The organism is Sphingomonas baiyangensis, assembly GCF_005144715.1.
GTDB classification, from domain to species: domain Bacteria; phylum Pseudomonadota; class Alphaproteobacteria; order Sphingomonadales; family Sphingomonadaceae; genus Sphingomonas; species Sphingomonas baiyangensis.
The window spans coordinates 680,203-696,789 of sequence record NZ_SWKR01000002.1; the positions used below are offsets into that span (position 1 = coordinate 680,203).

The 16,587-nt window shown below is 66.8% G+C and carries 18 protein-coding genes; 10 read left to right on the plus strand and 8 right to left on the minus strand.

Annotation, left to right across the window (positions count from 1 at the left end):
• Positions 1-3: 3 nt before the first annotated feature.
• Entirely contained in the window at positions 4-231 is a 228-nt protein-coding gene (locus FBR43_RS06425) for a twin transmembrane helix small protein (RefSeq protein ID WP_136942379.1), read from the minus strand.
• A 9-nt stretch (positions 232-240) separates the two neighbouring features.
• On the minus strand, positions 241-1,086 hold the full coding sequence (gluQRS, locus tag FBR43_RS06430) for a tRNA glutamyl-Q(34) synthetase GluQRS (RefSeq protein ID WP_394344012.1): 846 nt from the start codon (positions 1,084-1,086) through the stop codon (positions 241-243).
• A gap of 103 nt (positions 1,087-1,189) precedes the next feature.
• On the opposite strand from gluQRS, the gene FBR43_RS06435 reads away from it, so the two are divergent.
• On the plus strand, positions 1,190-1,756 hold the full coding sequence (locus FBR43_RS06435; protein ID WP_136942380.1) for an HNH endonuclease: 567 nt from the start codon (positions 1,190-1,192) through the stop codon (positions 1,754-1,756).
• Between the two features lie 85 nt (positions 1,757-1,841).
• Here FBR43_RS06435 and FBR43_RS06440 read toward each other — a convergent pair whose 3' ends face one another.
• Positions 1,842-2,138 carry an SEL1-like repeat protein gene (locus tag FBR43_RS06440; RefSeq protein ID WP_136942381.1) on the minus strand — a complete coding sequence of 99 codons (297 nt, stop codon included), beginning with the start codon at positions 2,136-2,138 and terminating at the stop codon, positions 1,842-1,844.
• A 74-nt stretch (positions 2,139-2,212) separates the two neighbouring features.
• Positions 2,213-3,061, minus strand: coding sequence for a pantoate--beta-alanine ligase (gene panC / locus FBR43_RS06445; protein ID WP_136942382.1), 849 nt, complete (start codon positions 3,059-3,061; stop codon positions 2,213-2,215).
• A gap of 112 nt (positions 3,062-3,173) precedes the next feature.
• Between panC and FBR43_RS06450 the strand changes: the two genes are divergently transcribed.
• From FBR43_RS06450 to mazG, 9 genes are all read left to right on the plus strand, one after another.
• Positions 3,174-3,962 (plus strand): division plane positioning ATPase MipZ, encoded by a 789-nt coding sequence (locus FBR43_RS06450; protein WP_136944070.1) that lies wholly within the window; start codon positions 3,174-3,176, stop codon positions 3,960-3,962.
• The gene (locus FBR43_RS06455) at positions 3,962-4,216 is read left to right on the plus strand and encodes a DnaJ domain-containing protein (RefSeq protein WP_136942383.1); all 255 of its coding nucleotides are present in this window, start codon (positions 3,962-3,964) and stop codon (positions 4,214-4,216) included. The genes FBR43_RS06450 and FBR43_RS06455 overlap by 1 nt, the downstream gene beginning before the upstream one ends.
• An 87-nt stretch (positions 4,217-4,303) precedes the next feature.
• Complete coding sequence (gene pgmG / locus FBR43_RS06460) at positions 4,304-5,686, plus strand: phosphoglucomutase/phosphomannomutase PgmG (protein WP_136942384.1); 1,383 nt, start codon at positions 4,304-4,306, stop codon at positions 5,684-5,686.
• A 43-nt stretch (positions 5,687-5,729) separates the two neighbouring features.
• Complete coding sequence (locus FBR43_RS06465) at positions 5,730-6,494, plus strand: exonuclease domain-containing protein (protein ID WP_136942385.1); 765 nt, start codon at positions 5,730-5,732, stop codon at positions 6,492-6,494.
• Between the two features lie 33 nt (positions 6,495-6,527).
• On the plus strand, positions 6,528-8,087 hold the full coding sequence (gene metG, locus FBR43_RS06470; protein WP_136942386.1) for a methionine--tRNA ligase: 1,560 nt from the start codon (positions 6,528-6,530) through the stop codon (positions 8,085-8,087).
• Positions 8,087-8,863, plus strand: a complete 777-nt coding sequence (locus FBR43_RS06475; RefSeq protein WP_136942387.1) for a TatD family hydrolase — start codon at positions 8,087-8,089, stop codon at positions 8,861-8,863. The genes metG and FBR43_RS06475 overlap by 1 nt, the downstream gene beginning before the upstream one ends.
• Complete coding sequence (locus tag FBR43_RS06480) at positions 8,860-9,624, plus strand: MBL fold metallo-hydrolase (RefSeq protein ID WP_136942388.1); 765 nt, start codon at positions 8,860-8,862, stop codon at positions 9,622-9,624. Before FBR43_RS06475 ends, FBR43_RS06480 begins: the two co-directional genes overlap by 4 nt.
• On the plus strand, positions 9,621-10,226 hold the full coding sequence (locus tag FBR43_RS06485) for a retropepsin-like aspartic protease family protein (protein WP_136942389.1): 606 nt from the start codon (positions 9,621-9,623) through the stop codon (positions 10,224-10,226). The genes FBR43_RS06480 and FBR43_RS06485 overlap by 4 nt, the downstream gene beginning before the upstream one ends.
• Positions 10,227-10,272: 46 nt before the next feature.
• Positions 10,273-11,004, plus strand: a complete 732-nt coding sequence (gene mazG, locus FBR43_RS06490) for a nucleoside triphosphate pyrophosphohydrolase (RefSeq protein WP_136942390.1) — start codon at positions 10,273-10,275, stop codon at positions 11,002-11,004.
• On the opposite strand, the gene hflX is transcribed toward mazG, so the two are convergent.
• From hflX to FBR43_RS06510, 4 genes are read right to left on the minus strand one after another with little or no spacing between them, the layout of a single operon-like run.
• Positions 10,996-12,288, minus strand: coding sequence for a GTPase HflX (hflX, locus tag FBR43_RS06495; protein WP_136942391.1), 1,293 nt, complete (start codon positions 12,286-12,288; stop codon positions 10,996-10,998). The two genes, mazG and hflX, sit on opposite strands and share 9 nt — an antisense overlap.
• Positions 12,285-12,890, minus strand: coding sequence for an RNA chaperone Hfq (hfq, locus tag FBR43_RS06500; protein ID WP_317128335.1), 606 nt, complete (start codon positions 12,888-12,890; stop codon positions 12,285-12,287). The genes hflX and hfq overlap by 4 nt, the downstream gene beginning before the upstream one ends.
• A gap of 9 nt (positions 12,891-12,899) precedes the next feature.
• Positions 12,900-14,279 (minus strand): nitrogen assimilation response regulator NtrX, encoded by a 1,380-nt coding sequence (ntrX, locus tag FBR43_RS06505; protein ID WP_136942393.1) that lies wholly within the window; start codon positions 14,277-14,279, stop codon positions 12,900-12,902.
• The gene (locus FBR43_RS06510) at positions 14,276-16,522 is read right to left on the minus strand and encodes a sensor histidine kinase (RefSeq protein WP_249276650.1); all 2,247 of its coding nucleotides are present in this window, start codon (positions 16,520-16,522) and stop codon (positions 14,276-14,278) included. The genes ntrX and FBR43_RS06510 overlap by 4 nt, the downstream gene beginning before the upstream one ends.
• Between the last annotated feature and the right edge of the window lie 65 nt (positions 16,523-16,587).

The following is a 16,587-nucleotide window of genomic DNA, read 5'->3' on the forward strand; positions in this document are numbered from 1 at the left end:
GGCTCAGCCCCGCCCGGCAGCGAGCATGATGACGACGGCAATCAGCACCGCGATCGCCTGGAAGAAGATGCGCGCCTGCATCATCTTGTTCGATTTGACCGCAGCCGCGCTGGCACCGTCGCCTTTGAGATCGGCTTCGGTGACCTTGATGAAGGTGACGATGCCGCGAATCAGCGCCACCAGCGTGGCGATCATGGCGGCGACGAGCAGGATGACCAGGAATGTCGTCATGCGCTCAATCTAGGCGCTTGCCCGCGCAAAACCAAGCGGCAGCGCACCCGACCTTAGGGCGGTAGCGAGTGCGACGCCGTCTTCGCCTGCCAAGCGCATGTCGGCGAGCGCCGGCGCGCCGTGCCGCTTGGCGAGGCGCGTGCCGTCGGCGCCGAGCAGCAGCGCGTGGTGATGGTAGCGCGGCGTCGGCAGGCCGAGCAGCGCCTGCAACAGCCGATGCACGTGCGTGGCGGCGAACAGGTCGGCCCCGCGCACGATATCGGTCACGCGCTGCGCGGCATCATCGACGGTGACGGCGAGGTGATAGCTGGCGGGCGCATCCTTGCGTGCGAGCACCACGTCGCCGAGCGAAAGCGGGTCGGCGGCGATGCTGCCGGCGGTGGCGTCATGCCATGCGAGCGGCCCGGTACGCCGCACGGCCGCGGCCATGTCGATCCGCCAGGCATGCGGCTGCGCGGGATCGCCAGCGCGACCGCGACAGGTGCCGGGATACAGCGCGCCCTCGGGTCCGTGCGGCGCCGATGCGCTGGCGGCGATATCGGCGCGCGTGCACCAGCAGCGATAGACGAGGCCCGCGGCGCGCAGCCGGTCGAGCGCGGCCTCGTACAGCGGCAGGCGCTGCGACTGGAAGACGACGGGGCCGTCCCATTCGAGGCCGAGCCAGCGCAGATCATCGAGGATCGTCGCGACATGTTCGGGCCGGCTGCGCGTCCCGTCGATATCCTCGATGCGCAGCAGGAAACGCCCGCCAGCCGCCCGCGCGAGATCGTGCGCAAGGATCGCCGACATGGCATGGCCGGCGTGCAGACGACCAGTGGGGCTGGGGGCGAAGCGCGTGGTAGGGGCCATCGCCATGCTTGACCCGGCCTTCGCGCCCATGCTGTCATTCACCGGTTGTCATTCGGATGTCATCGTCCTTGGCGAGAGGCAGGCAGGTGAACGGGGAGCTGCGAGCTGCATGTACCATCCCGATCTGATCCGGCACCCCGATAGTTGCCCGGCGCTGGTATTGAACGCCGACTTCAAGCCGTTGAGCTATTATCCGCTGAGCGTGTGGCCGTGGCAGACGGCGATCAAGGCGGTGTTTCTCGATCGGGTGAACATCGTTTCGCATTATGAGCGCGAGATCTGCAGCCCGAGCGCGCGAATCAAGCTGCCTTCGGTCATCGCGCTCAGGCAATATGTGCGGCCTTCGCAATTCCCGGCGTTCACGCGTTTCAACCTGTTCCTGCGCGACCGCTTCACCTGCCAATATTGCGGATCGCCGAGCGACCTGACGTTCGATCATGTGATTCCGCGCGCGCAGGGCGGGCGGACGACGTGGGAAAATGTGTGCACTGCGTGCGCACCCTGCAACCTGAAGAAGGGCGGGCGGACGCCGCGCGAGGCGGGCATGCCGCTATACGTGCAGCCGATCCGGCCGACGAGCTGGCATCTGCAGGAGAATGGCCGGCGCTTTCCGCCCAACTACCTGCACGAGACGTGGCACGACTGGCTCTATTGGGACGTCGAGCTCGAAGCCTGACGCGCTTTGGCGCTGCTGATCCGGAAGTGCAGGCGCGGCGGCTGGCGCACGGGCAACGCGCATCGCACTCCCGGAAACCCGGATATCAGGCGGCGCGCGCCTGCGTGGTCGAAAGCCAGGCGCGTGCGGCCTTTTGCGCTTCGGCGATCTCGCGTGCGGTCATGTCCTCGGCGATGTCGGCGCGGCACTGCTGCGCGTCGCGACGGCCGGTCATCGCGGCGATGTTGAACCATTTGTGCGCTTCGATCAGGTCGACCGACATGCCCTCGGCCCCGCTCGAGAACACCATGCCGAGATCATATGCGGCATTGGCATCGCCGCGCACGGCATCCATCAATCGGCTCTCGACGAGGAAACGCGCGCTTTTCAGACTGCTTCCCATGAAACCAAACCCCCATTTGCCCTTTTGGCATGACTGGGTTCTGCCGGCTTGGTTTCAACAAATGGTTAACGCGATTAACCCTGTTGGTCGGGTGCTACCGCGACATTGTCGATCAGCCGCGTCTGCCCGATTCGTGCGGCTGCGAGCAGGCGGCGCGGGCGGCCGGGCAGCGGATCGCCCAGCGTCTCGGCATCGACCAGCGCGACATAGTCGACGCTGAAGCCGGCGTTGGCTAGCGCCTCGCGCGCGGTGGCCAGCGCTTCCTCGACAGTTATGCCCGATTCGATGCTGCGCGTGGCGACGCCCAGCGCGCGCGGCAGGGCGACCGCCGCGGCGCGTTCGGCAGGGTTGAGATAGATGTTGCGCGACGACAGTGCGAGGCCATCGTCGTCGCGCTGTGTCGGCACGCTAACAATCTCGATCGCAAGATCGAGATCGGTGACGAGTCGGCGGATGACGGCGAGCTGCTGGAAATCCTTCTCGCCGAACAGCGCGACGTGCGGTCGCACCTGGCCGAACAGCTTGGTGACGACGGTGGCTACGCCATCGAAATGCCCCGGCCGCGCCGCACCGTCGAACCGTTCGCTTACTCCCGATACCGAGATCACGCTGGCGAACCCCGGCGGATACATCGCCTCGGGCGAGGGCAGCCAGAGAATGTCGACACCCGCGTCGGCGAGCATCCGCGAATCGGCCTGCTCGCGCCGCGGATAGCGCGCCAGATCCTCGCCCGCGCCGAACTGCATGGGATTGACGAAGATCGACACGACGACGCGGTCGGCATGGCGGCGTGCCGCCTCGACCAGCGCCATGTGCCCGTCGTGCAGCGCGCCCATCGTCGGCACAAGCGCAACGCGCTCTCCCGCTGCCGTGAACGTGCCGATGGCAGCACGCAGCGATGCGATGTCCCGGATGGTTTGCACGACGAACACCTTGATAGACGGGCCGCTGCGGCGATACAGACCGGCATGGCGGGGGCGCTCCTATGAGCGCGCTGCTCCGCGTTCGACAAGGGAAAAGCGCATCTTGGCCAGCATCGCCGACGGTCTGCACGTCATCGTCTTCGCCAACGAGAAGGGCGGGACGGGCAAGTCCACGACCGCGGTGCACACTGCGATCGCGCTGGCGGCGCGCGGGGCGCGCGTCGCGTGCCTCGATCTCGATCATCGCCAGCGCACGCTGGGCCGCTATCTCGACAATCGCGCGCAAACGGTGCGGCGCACGGGGCGTGAGCTGCCGATGCCGCGCCACGAAACGCATGACGGCGAGAGCATGGAGCGATTTGCGCAGCTCATGGCGAGCCTCGCCAAGGGCAGCGACTATCTGGTGATCGACACGCCGGGCCGCGACGATCCGTTCGCGCGGATCGCGGTGCAGCAGGCCGATACGCTGGTGACGCCGATGAACGACAGCTTCGTCGATTTTGACCTGATCGGCCAGGTCGACCCCGACAGCTTCAAGGTAACGCGCCCGAGCTTCTATTCCGAACTGATCTGGGAATCGCGCAAGCGCCGCGCACGCGAGGACGGCTCGACGATCGACTGGGTGGTGCTGCGCAATCGGCTCCAGCATATCGAGGCCAAGAACATGCGGCGCGTCGCCGAGGCGATGACGCAGCTTGCCAAGCGCGTGGGCTTCCGTGTGATTCCGGGACTTTCCGAGCGCGTCATCTACCGCGAGCTGTTTCCGCAGGGGCTGACGATGCTCGATTCGCGCGAATTCGGCGAAATGGGGCTGAGCCACGTCGCCGCGCGTCAGGAGCTGCGCGAGATGATGGCGGGGCTGCAACTGCCCGAGCGCAGCGCACAGCCCGCGTTCGCCTGATGGGCAAGCTCATTTTTGCGCTGGTGCTGATGGCGCTGGTCGCATGGTTCGTGTTCGGCAAGAAGCGCCGTCCTGGGCTTTCGGAGCGCGAGGCGCGCGACGTACTGGGCGTCGGCGCCGACGCCGATGCAGACGCCATCCGTGCCGCGCATCGCCGGCTGGCGAACGCGGTGCACCCCGACAAGGGCGGATCGGGCGACCTCACGCGCCGCATCAACGCCGCGCGCGACGTTTTGTTGAAGCGGGTCCGCTGACGACGGGGTTGCATCGCCCGGCCCGCCATTGAACTTTTCTGGCGCCCGAACGATGGAGCGCCGACATCACTTCCGGGAGGGAACCACATGACGCACCGTTTCGACCCCACTTCGCTGCGCGAATACGACATCCGCGGGATCGTGGGGAAGACGCTGGGGGCCGACGATGCCCGCGCGATCGGTCGCGGGTTCGGCAGCCGGGTGCGCCGCGCGGGCGGCACGCGCGTGGCGGTGGGGCGTGACGGGCGCCATTCGTCGCGCGAGATGGAAGCCGCGCTGGTCGAAGGACTGACGGCGAGCGGCATCGACGTAGTGCGGATCGGCCTCGGGCCGACGCCGATGCTCTATTATGCCGAGGCGACGCTAGAGGTGGACGGCGGCATCCAGATAACCGGCAGCCACAATCCCGCCGAGTATAACGGCTTCAAGATGGTGCTTCAGCACAAGCCCTTCTTCGGCGAGGACATTCGCGATCTGGGCCGGCTGGCCGAGAATGGCGACTGGGAGGAAGGCGAGGGGACCGTTTCGGACCACGACATCGTCGACGATTATGTCGGGCGTCTGATGGCGGGCTATGCGGGCGGCGCCTATCGCATCGGCTGGGACGCCGGCAACGGCGCCGCCGGCCCGGTGATCGAGAAGCTCGTCAAGCTGCTGCCGGGTGAGCATCATCTGCTCTTCACCGACGTGGACGGCGATTTTCCCAACCATCATCCCGATCCTACCGAGGAGAAGAACCTCACCGATCTGAAGCGCCTCGTCGCCGAGAAGCAGCTCGATTTCGGACTGGCCTTCGATGGCGACGGCGACCGGATCGGCGCGATCGACGGCGAGGGCCGCGTGATCTGGGGCGACCAGCTTCTGTCCATATTGGCCGAGCCCGTGCTGCGGGAGGAGCCGGGCGCCACGATCATCGCCGATGTGAAGGCGAGCCAGGCGCTCTACGACCGGATCGCCGAGCTGGGCGGCGAGCCGCTGATGTGGAAGACCGGCCACAGCCTCATCAAGACCAAGATGAAGGAAACGGGCGCGCCGCTTGCCGGCGAGATGAGCGGCCACATCTTCTTCGCGCACGACTATTACGGGTTCGACGACGCGCAATATGCCGCCGTCCGGCTGATCCGCGCGGTCCACATGATCGGCAAGTCGATGACCGAATTGCGCAGCGCGATGCCCGCGATGGTCAACACGCCCGAAATGCGCTTCCAGGTCGACGAAAGCCGCAAGTTCGCGGTGATCGATGAGGTGCTCGATCGGCTCGAGGCCGAGGGCGCCGACGTCAACCGCACCGATGGTGCGCGCGTCAACACGCCCGACGGCTGGTGGCTGCTGCGCGCATCGAACACGCAGGACGTGCTGGTGGCGCGCGCCGAAGCCAAGGATCAGGCTTCGCTCGATCGGCTGCTGGCGATGATCGACGCGCAGCTGGCGGCGAGTGGTCTGGAGCGGGGGCCGCAGGCGGCGCATTAACATCGGCTCGCAATCGGGCGCCGGAATTGCCATGTACCGGTCAATGGCTTCCGAACGCGACCTGCAGATCATCCGTGTCATCGATCTAGAGACGACGGGCAATGCGCCACCGGCGCATGCCGTGTGCGAAATCGGCTGGCAGGACGTGGCACTGGGCCCCGACGGGCGGTGGGACCTGCATGGCGAGGGCGGCGCGCGGCTGGTCAACCCCGGCCGGCCGATCCCGCCGATCACCCAGGCAGTGCACCACATCCTCGACGAGCAAGTGGCCGATGCGCCGTGGTTCCATGATGTTGCCCGGCCGATCCTCGATCCATGGCCGCGCCGGGTGGCGCTGGCGGCGCATCGCGCGACCTTCGAGCAACAGTTCTGCACGCCGGCGATGACACGTGGGGCGGAGTGGATCTGCACCTGGAAATGCGCCCTGCGGCTATGGCCCGACAGCCCGAGCTTTTCGAACCAGGTGCTGCGCTACTGGCGCAAGCCCGCGGGGCTCGACCATGCGCGCGGCCTGCCGATCCATCGCGCATTCCCCGATTCCTACGTTACCGCGCATCACCTGCGCGACATGTTGAACGAAGCGAGCGTCGCGCAGCTCATCGCTTGGTCGAACGAGCCGGGGCTGCTCCCGCGCGTGCGCTACGGCCCCGATCGCGGCAAGGAATGGCGCGAAATCGACAATGAATCGCTCGCGCGCTTCCTGGGCGATCGCGACGAGGACGTGCGCCACACCGCGCGTACCGAGCTCAAGCGGCGGCAGGGCGGCGGCGCGGTGGGCCATGACACCGCCGACTGGCTGCTGCTCTAGTCATTTCGCCGGGGCTGACCTAGAGCGCGCGCCATGTCCGAACGCTACACCATCACCACCGCGATCCATTATCCCAATGGTCGCCCGCATATCGGCCACGCCTATGAGATGATCGCGGCCGACGCGATCGCGCGCTTCCAGCGGCAGGCGGGGCGCGAGGTGTTCTTCCAGACGGGAACCGACGAGCATGGGCTGAAGATGGTGCAGACCGCGCGCGACAAGGGCGTATCGGTACGCGCGCTGGCCGACGAGATGTCTAGCTATTTCAGCCAGATGGCCGACGGCCTGAACATCTCGTGCGATCGTTTCATTCGCACCGTCGAGCCTCAGCACTATCGCGCGAGCCAGGCGATCTGGGAAGCGATGGCGGCGGCGGGCGACCTCTATCTCGATCGCTACGAAGGCTGGTATTCGGTCCGCGACGAAGCATTCTACGAAGAAAAGGAACTGACCGAGGGGGAAGGGGGCGCCAGGCTTTCGCCGCAAGGCACGCCCGTTACCTGGACCGCCGAGGAAACCTGGTTCTTCCGCCTGTCTAAATACCAGCAGCCGCTGCTCGATCATTATGCCGCCAACCCCGATTTCATACGTCCTGAAAGCCGGCGCAACGAAGTGCTGCGCTTCGTCGAGGGCGGGCTGGTCGATCTGTCGGTCAGCCGCACCAGTTTCGACTGGGGCGTGCCGGTGCCGGGCAGCGACGGGCATGTTATGTATGTGTGGGTCGACGCGCTCACCAATTACCTGACCGGCGCGGGCTATCCCGACGATCACGAGCGGATGGCGCGCTACTGGCCCGCCGATTGCCATGTGATCGGCAAGGATATCGTGCGCTTCCACGCGGTCTACTGGCCGGCATTCCTGATGTCGGCGGGCATCGAATTGCCGCGGCAGGTGTTCGGCCACGGCTTCGTGCTCAATCGCGGCGAGAAGATGTCGAAGTCGGTGGGCAATGTCGTTGATCCGATGGATCTGGCGAATGCCTTCGGTGTCGATGCGCTGCGCTATTTCCTGCTGCGCGACATCAACTGGGGGCAGGACGGCAGCTACAGCCCGCGCGCAATCGCGCTCCGGGCCAATGCAGATCTGTCGAACAGCTTCGGCAATCTGGCGCAGCGCACGCTGGCGTTCATCGCGAAGAATCTGGAGGGCGCGCTGCCCGAGGCGGGGCGCACCGAGCCCGCTGATGCGGCGCTGCTCGCGATGGTCGAAGCCGCTAACGCCGAGTTTCGCGCGCTGTTCGCCGATCAGGCGCTGACGCCGGCGATTGAGGCGTGGATGCGCGGCGTGTTCGCGTGCAACCAGTATATCGACGCGCAGGCACCTTGGGGGCTGCGCAAGACCGATCCCGAGCGAATGCACGCCGTGCTCGGCACGCTGGTGCGCGCGATACGGCTGCTGGCGATCACGATCCTGCCGGTCATCCCCGAGGCCGCAGGGCGCCTGCTCGATCAGATAGGCGCCGAAGCGCGCGACCATGCCGCACTGGCGGATGACGGCTGGTATGCGCGGCTGGCCGAGCAGGGCTTTCGCATCGCCGCGCCCGTACCCATCTTCCCGCGCATCGAAGTGCCTGACGAGGAGGACGCCGCCTGATGCTGGCCGACAGCCATTGTCACCTGAATTACAAGGGGTTGGCCGAGGATCAGCAGGCCGTGCTCGAACGCGCGCGCGCGCGCGGCGTCACCGCGATGCTCAACATCGCGACGCGCGAGAGCGAGTGGGACGCGGTGCTCGCCACTGCCGAGCGCGAGGCCGATGTGTGGGCGACGGTGGGCATCCACCCGCACGAGGCCGATCAGCACGCACATATCGATACCGCGAAGCTCGTCGAGCGCGCGGCGCATCCGCGCGTGGTCGGGCTCGGCGAATGCGGGCTCGACTATCATTACGACCATTCGGATCGCGACGCGCAGGCGCGCAGTTTTCGCGCGCATTGCGCAGCGGCGCGCGAGACCGGGCTGCCGATCATCGTGCATACGCGTGATGCCGAGGACGATACTGCCGCGATACTGGCAGACGAACTGGGGAAGGGGGCGTTCGGCGGGGTGATTCACTGCTTCACCGGTACGCGGGCCTTTGCCGAACAAGCACTTGCGATGGGTTTCTACATCTCGATCTCGGGGATCGTCACGTTCAAGAACGCGCGCGACCTTCAGGCGATCGCCGCGAACCTGCCGGCCGAGCGCCTGCTGATCGAAACCGACGCGCCGTTCCTCGCGCCGGTGCCGCATCGCGGAAAGACGGGCGAGCCCGCCTTCGTGGCGGACACCTGCGCATTCGTCGCGGGGCTGCGCGGCGAGGAGCCAGAAGTGCTCGCCGCCAAAACCGCCGACAACTTCCATCGCCTCTTCGCGAAAACAGGCAGGTGAAACTGCGCATCCTGGGCTGCGGCACGTCAAGCGGCGTGCCTCGGATCGGCAATGACTGGGGATCGTGCGATCCGGCCGATCCGCGCAATCGGCGGCTGCGCGCATCGGCGCTGATCGAGACCGCGCGCACGCGCATCCTGATTGATACCGGACCCGACATGCGCGAGCAGCTGCTGGCCGCCGGCGTCGGCGATGTCGATGCCATAATCTGGACGCACGATCATGGCGACCATACGCACGGCATCGACGATGTGCGCCAGCTGATGCAGAATCGGCGCGCGCCGGTCACGGGCTTTGCGCGACCCCTGACGCGCGCCGCGCTCGAAGCGCGGTTCGGCTATGTCTTCGCGGGCACCGAGTTCTATCGGCCGACGATACGCATCGCCGATCTGCCCGACCGGCTGACGATCGGCGACTTGTCGATCAGTGTGGTCGATCAGCCGCATGGCGCGATCACGAGCGCGGGACTCCGTTTCGGCCAAGGGAGCCGTTCGATCGTCTATTCGACCGATTTCCACGACTTGTCCGATGAAATGGCCAGCATGTTCGAAGGCACCGATATATGGGTACTCGATGCGTTACGGCGTGAGCCGCACCCGTCGCATGCGCATCTTTCGGCCGCGCTGGCGTTCATCGAGCGTGTCGCGCCGCGGCGGGCGGTCCTGACGCACATGGACAACAGCATGGATTACCGCACGCTGTGCGACACGCTGCCGCCAGTCGTTGAGCCGGGATATGACGGCATGGAGCTGACGCCATGAGCGGCGACGACATGGTGCGCCTGTTGATGGGTGTTGGCGTGCTCGTGCTGGCGCTGAGCGCGCTCAGCCTGCGGCGCATGTCGTTCGGCATGATCGTCCGATCGGTACTCGGCTGGGTGGCGATCATCGCCATCGTCTATGCGGCGGTGCTGCACCGCGACGCGATCGAAGCCGTGCTGACCGATCTGGGCGATCGTGCGGGCCTGTCGGATCAGGAAATGGTCGGCGATACGGTGCGGATCCGCCAGTCGCCCAACGGGCATTTCTACGCGCGCGTCACGATCAACGGCGTCGAGCAGCGCATGTTGGTCGACAGCGGCGCGACGATCACCGCCTTGTCCGAGGCGACGGCCCGGGCGGCGGGGATCGACACCAGCGGCGGCTTTCCGGTGTTGCTGACGACGGCGAACGGGACGATCGCAGCGCAACGCGGCATCGCCGAGCGCGTGACCGTGGGGTCGCTGGCGACCGAGGACTTGCCAGTGGTGGTGTCGGCCAATTTTGGCGACGTGAACGTGATCGGCATGAACTTCCTGTCGCGGCTGGGGTCGTGGCGGGTCGAGGGGCGAACGCTCATCCTTGAACCGCCTACCGCGAGATAACGCGTCATTTAACATAATATATATTATCGACTTGGAGTTTGTCAGGATGGTGGATCGGCTGGTGGCGATCATGGCGAGGCTGCGCGACCCCGAACATGGCTGCGAATGGGATCGCGCGCAGGATTTCGCCTCGATCGCGCCGTACACGATCGAGGAAGCCTATGAGGTCGCAGACGCGATCGATCGTGGCGACCTGGACGACCTGAAGGACGAACTTGGCGACCTTCTGCTGCAGGTCGTGTTCCACAGCCGGATCGCCGAGGAAGCCGGCGCCTTCGCGTTCAGCGATGTGGTGGCGGCGATCAGCGATAAGATGGAACGGCGCCACCCGCATATCTTCGGCGATGCCGCCGCCTCTCCCGGTTGGGAACAAATCAAGGCCGCCGAGCGGGGCGCCATGGCGAAGCGCGGCGCGCTCGACGGCGTTGCGCTGGGATTGCCGGCGCTGCTGCGCGCCGAAAAGCTCCAGAAGCGTGCGGCGCGCACGGGGTTCGACTGGCCCGATGCCGATGGTCCGCGTGCCAAGATCAACGAGGAACTGGCCGAAGTCGAGCATGCCGGGCCCGATGCGATCGAGGAGGAGATCGGCGACCTGCTGTTCTCGGTGGTCAACTGGGCGCGCCACCTTGGCGTCGATGCCGAGGCCGCTCTGCGCGGCGCCAACGCCAAGTTCGAACGCCGCTTCAGCGTGATGGAGCAAATGGCGGGCAGTGCGTTCGAGGCGCTCTCGCTCGACGACAAGGAGAGCCTGTGGGCCGCCGCCAAGCGATCAGGCTGATCGCGTGACGAAGCGCTCATAGTCGCGCGGCGCCATGCGCGCGTCGTAGTGCGCGACGCCGTCCTCGACCCAGTGATCGAGCACTTCGCCATGCTGGTGGAGCCACGCGGCGCCCGCGCCATCGGCGGGATCGAGCGCGACATGGTAGCGGCGATGGCCCGAAGTGAGCAGCCGCGAGGCTGCGCCGATCAGGTCTGCGACCCCCTCCCAGCGCAACGCCGATACGAGTACGACATCGTCGCGCACCGCGACTTCCTCGGCCAGCACCGCGCGCGCATCGTCGTCGAGCAGATCGAGCTTGTTCCATGCCTCGATGCGCGGCGTCGCCTCGTCGACGCCGATCTCGGCGAGCACGGCCTCGACATCGTCGCGCTGCGCCTCGCTATCGGGGTGCGCGACATCGCGGACGTGGATGAGCAGATCGGCCGAGATGACTTCCTCAAGCGTCGCCTTGAACGCAGCAACGAGTTGCGTCGGCAGTTCGGAGACGAAACCCACGGTGTCCGACAGGATCGCCTTGTCGATGCCCGGTAGCGACACCTGACGGAGCGTGGGGTCGAGCGTGGCAAACAGCAGATTCTCCGCCATGACGTCAGCACCCGTCAGGCGGTTGAACAGCGTCGACTTGCCGGCATTGGTATAGCCGACCAGGGCGATGACCGGCCATGGCGCGCGCTGCCGCCGATCGCGGTGCAGCGTGCGCGTGCGGCTCACCTGATCGAGCTCGCGCCGCAGCCGCGCCATGCGATCGCGGATCATCCGCCGATCGGCCTCGATCTGCGTCTCGCCGGGGCCGCCGAGAAAGCCGAAGCCGCCGCGCTGGCGCTCGAGATGCGTCCAGCTGCGCACCAGCCGGCCCGCCTGATAATCGAGATGCGCGAGTTCGACCTGCAACCGGCCCTCGGCGGTGCGCGCGCGCTCGCCGAAGATCTCGAGGATCAGCCCGGTACGGTCGATCACCTTGCAGCCGAGCGCAGTCTCGAGATTGCGCTGCTGTACGGGCGTGAGGGCTGCGTCGAACACCGCAAGCCCGGCCTCCTCGGCGGCGACACGCTCGGCGATCGCCTCCACCTGCCCGCCGCCGATGAGCGTCGCCGGGCGCGGGGTGCGCACGCGCACCGCGATGCGATCGCGCACCTCGACGCCGATCGCGGCGGCAAGGCCGGCGGTTTCCTCAAGCCGAGCATCGGCGTCACGCGAAGCGCCGCCCTGATCGGGCAGCACGATCACCGCGCGCGCGCCGCGTGCGAACTCCTCGGCGTCGCGATCGAAGCCGGTGCTCAATCGGCGTCGCTCTGTGCCTGCTCGTCGGCGAGGTTGAGCGGGTTGGCGGGCTGGATCGTCGAGACGGCGTGCTTGTAGACGAGCTGCGACATGCCGTCGCGCTGGAGCAGCATGCAGAACAGGTCGAACGCCGCGATCTGGCCTTGCAGCATCACGCCGTTGACGAGGAACATCGTCACATGCTCATGCTGGCGACGCACGGCGCTGAGGAATATCTCCTGCAATCCCGGTGACTTCGACGCGCTTTCGGAAACGCTTTCGATGATCGGCGCGAGATCGATCTGTCCCGATGGCATGATCGTCGAGATCGCGTGCTTGTAGATCAGCTGCGACTGGCCGTCGCGGCGCAGCAGCACCGAGAAATTGTCGAACCAGGTGACGATTCCCTGGAGCTTGACACCTTTGACGAGGAACATCGTAACCGGCGTCTTCGAGCGTCGGAGCGCATTCAGGAACTGGTCCTGAAGCGATGTCTGCTTGTCGGCCATGCGTGCCTTTCCATATTCTTGGCGGCTTGCTGGCCGCGATGCGCCGGTCCCGGCGTCGGTCGCACCCCGAGGGATGCTTTCCGCAAGATAGGAAGCGGGCCGGCGCCCGTCCAGCCGCGCGGATCAGTCGTCGCGCGTTTCGGTGATGCCGAGGAGCTTGAGCTTGCGGTGCAGCGCCGAGCGTTCCATGCCGATGAAGCTGGCGGTACGGCTGATATTGCCCGAGAAGCGTCGGATCTGGACGCGCAGATATTCGCGCTCGAAGGTCTCGCGCGCTTCGCGAAGCGGCGTGCCCATGATCGCCCCCGCCCCCATCGCGCCGTCACTGCCGCCGCCGGTGCCGAGTACCTCGCGCGGCAGCAGGTCGATGTCGATGCGGCCGATGCGGTTGCCCGGCGTCAGGATGACGGTACGTTCGACGACGTTGCGCAGCTGGCGGACGTTGCCCGGCCAGTCATAGCTTTGCAGCGCGACCATCGCATCGCCGGCGATCTCGGGCGTCGGCACGCGGCGTTCGGCGGCGTAATGCGCGACATAATGTTCGACTAGCGGAGGGATGTCCTCGCGCCGCTCGGTAAGCGCGGGGATCGCGACGGGCACCACGTTGAGGCGATAATAGAGATCCTCGCGGAAGCGGCCCTCGGCAATCTCCTCGTTCAGGTCACGCGCGGTCGCCGAAACGACGCGCACATCGACTTTGACGGTGCGCGTGCCGCCGATGCGGCTGAAGCTCTGGTCGGTGAGCACGCGCAGGATGCGGGCCTGCGTCGCGATCGGCATGTCGGCGATCTCGTCGAGGAACAGCGTACCGCCATGCGCCTGCTCGAGGAGGCCGGGCCGCACGAGATCGCCGCCTTCCTCGACGCCGAACAGCTCCTCCTCGACGCGCTCGGGCGTCATCCGCGCGGCGCTGACGACGACGAACGGCGCCTCCGCCCGCTGGCTCCAGCCATGCAGCAGGCGCGCGGCGACTTCCTTGCCCACCCCTGCCCCGCCCGAGATGAGCACGCGGCTGCCGGTCGAGGCGACGCGCTTCAGCGTCGCGCGAACGGTGTTGATCGCACCCGAATTGCCCGTGAGGTCGGTATCGCGCCCGGCCGAGGCACGCAGTGCCGCGACTTCGCGCTTGAGACGCTCGGTCTCGGTCGCGCGCTGGACCATCAGCAGCAGGCGTTCGGCCTCGAACGGCTTTTCGATGAAATCGGCAGCCCCGCGGCGGATGGCGGCGACGGCGGTATCGATATTGCCATGGCCCGAAATCACCAGCACGGGCACCGAAGGATCACGGCGTTTGATCTCCTCAAGCAGTTCGAGCCCGTCGAGCCTCGATCCGTGCAGCCAGACGTCGAGCAGCACGAGGCTGGGGCGGCGCTGGGCGATCGCCTCGAGCGCCGAATCGCTGTCGGCAGCGGCGCGCGTGGCATAGCCCTCGTCCTCGAGGACGCCGGCGACCAGTTCGCGAATATCCTGCTCGTCGTCGACGACGAGAATGTCGAGGCTCATGCGGTTGGTGTCCGATTGCGAGTGAGAATGGGTGCGCGGTCTTCGGCGAGTGCGGCGCCGCCTTCGTCCTGCTGTCGCAGCGTCGAAAGGAGCTGCGCGTCGAAGCGCATAGTCACGCGCGTGCCGCCATCGGGACGGTCGGCGAAGGCGATGGTGCCGAAATGCTCCTCTACGATCTTCTTGACGATCGCGAGGCCCAGGCCAGTGCCGCGGCTGCGTGTCGTCATATAGGGCTCGACGATGCGATCGCGCTCGACGGGCAGGCCGATGCCGTTGTCCTCGATGCAGAGCGCCACATGGCGTTCGTCCTCGGCGTCGAGCGTCAGGATCACGCGCCCCTTGGTCAGAGCTTCGCCGCTACGCGCCTCGATCGCCTCGATCGCGTTCTTGAGCACGTTGGTAAGCGCCTGTCCCAGCTGGCGTCGATCGCACACCAGCGTCGGCACGTCCTCGCCGAACGCCAGCTCGAAGCCGATCTCGGGATGCGCGACTTCCTGAAGGAACAGCGCCTGCCGTGCGAGATCGACCAGCGACTCATTGCGGAACACGGGCTTGGGCATGCGCGCAAACGACGAGAATTCGTCGACCATGCGGCGCAGGTCGCCGACCTGCCGCACGATCGTTTCGGTCAGCCGCGCGAAGGTGCCGTCGGCGGGATCGACGGTCTTGCCGTAGCGGCGTTGCAGGCGCTCGGCGGCGAGCTGGATCGGCGTCAGCGGGTTCTTGATCTCGTGTGCGATGCGGCGCGCGACGTCGGACCAGGCGGCGCGGCGCTGGTCGATCAACTGCTGCGTGATGTCGTCGAAGGTGAGGATGTGCCCGCTATCGTCGCGCGCGATCTTCACCGCCAGCGTCTTGGCCTCGCCGCCGGGCGTGACCTGGACGATCGCCTCGCGCTCCTGCCCGTCGAGCAACGCATCGAGCTCGGGCGCGACGCTGGCGAGCGGGCGGCCGACGGGGCTCTGCTCTCCGGTCTTGAGCAGCTGGCCGGCACTGGCGTTGACCAGCCGCACCGAGCGGTCGCCACCGACCGAGATCACGCCCGCCGACACGCCCGACATCACTGCCTCGATCAGTGCGCGGCGGCTCTCGATCTGCGCGTTGGCGGTGACGAGCGCGTTGGTCTGTTCGGAAAGCTGCTCGGTCATGCGGTTGAACGCGCTGGCGAGCGTGCCGACCTCGTCCTCGGACTTGGGCTTCGCGACGCGCACGTCGAGGTCGCCGCCCGCTACGCGGCGCGCGGCATCGACCAGCTCGCCCACCGGCCGCACCAGCCGATCGGCCACCGCGAGCGCGACGAACACCGCAAGTGCCACGATCGCGAGTGAAATGCCGAGCAGCGCGAGGTTGAAGCGCAATTGCAGCGAACGCGACCGCTCGCGCAACGCGCGATAATCGGCGACGACCGACTGCGCGCGCTGCAACCGCTGCACCAGTTCGCGCGTGCCGACCACGCGGCTCGACGCGACGAAATACTCGGTGCCGGGCACCGCCGCGATCGACTGCACGCGATCGCCGCTGACGCTCACGATGCTGCGCTGCCCGGCACGCAGCTTGCGCACGTCGTCGAGGTTGATGTCGTCGACCAAGCCCGTCTCGTACGGATCGATCAGCGCGAAGGTGAGGATCTCCCCGTCAGGCGCGAGCTTGAAGACGATCGATTCCGCAAGGCTGCGGATGAGAATGCTTTCGGAATAGATGCTGATGAACTCGGGCGAGTCGAAATCATAGCCCGCCTCGAGCACGTTCGCGACGTCCTGCCCCACGGCTACATTGGACGAATCGATCCACTCGGTCGTCGCGGTGTAGGATTCATTGGCCAGCGTCGCCGCTCGCTCGATCATGTCGCGCGCGCGATCGGAGTACCAGAATTCGACGCCGTACTGGAACAGGAGAGAGGCCACGATGGTGACGAGGATCAGCGGCACGCTGGCGAGCACCGAGAAGATCGCCACCAGCCGAACGTGCAGCTGACCGTTGCCGCCGATCGGCGACTTGGCCGCGCGCGCGCGCGCGACCCGCCTGCCGATGAGCACCAGCAGCGCCATCGCCGGCACGAGGTTGGCGACGAGCAGCGTCGCGATCAGCGGCGGGCTTAGCGGCTGTACCTCGCCCGGATTGCTGGTGATGACGAAATAGGTGACGATGCCGATCGCGATCGCCGCGCCGAGCACCAGCAGCTCGATCAGCGCGCCCGGCGCCGGCAGCCGCCAGCGTCGCGGCGGCGTCTCGACCTCGGGCATGGACGTCACGCGGACCTGCATCGTTGCAGCGATACAACATCGGCGTTGCCCGCCAAACACATAAT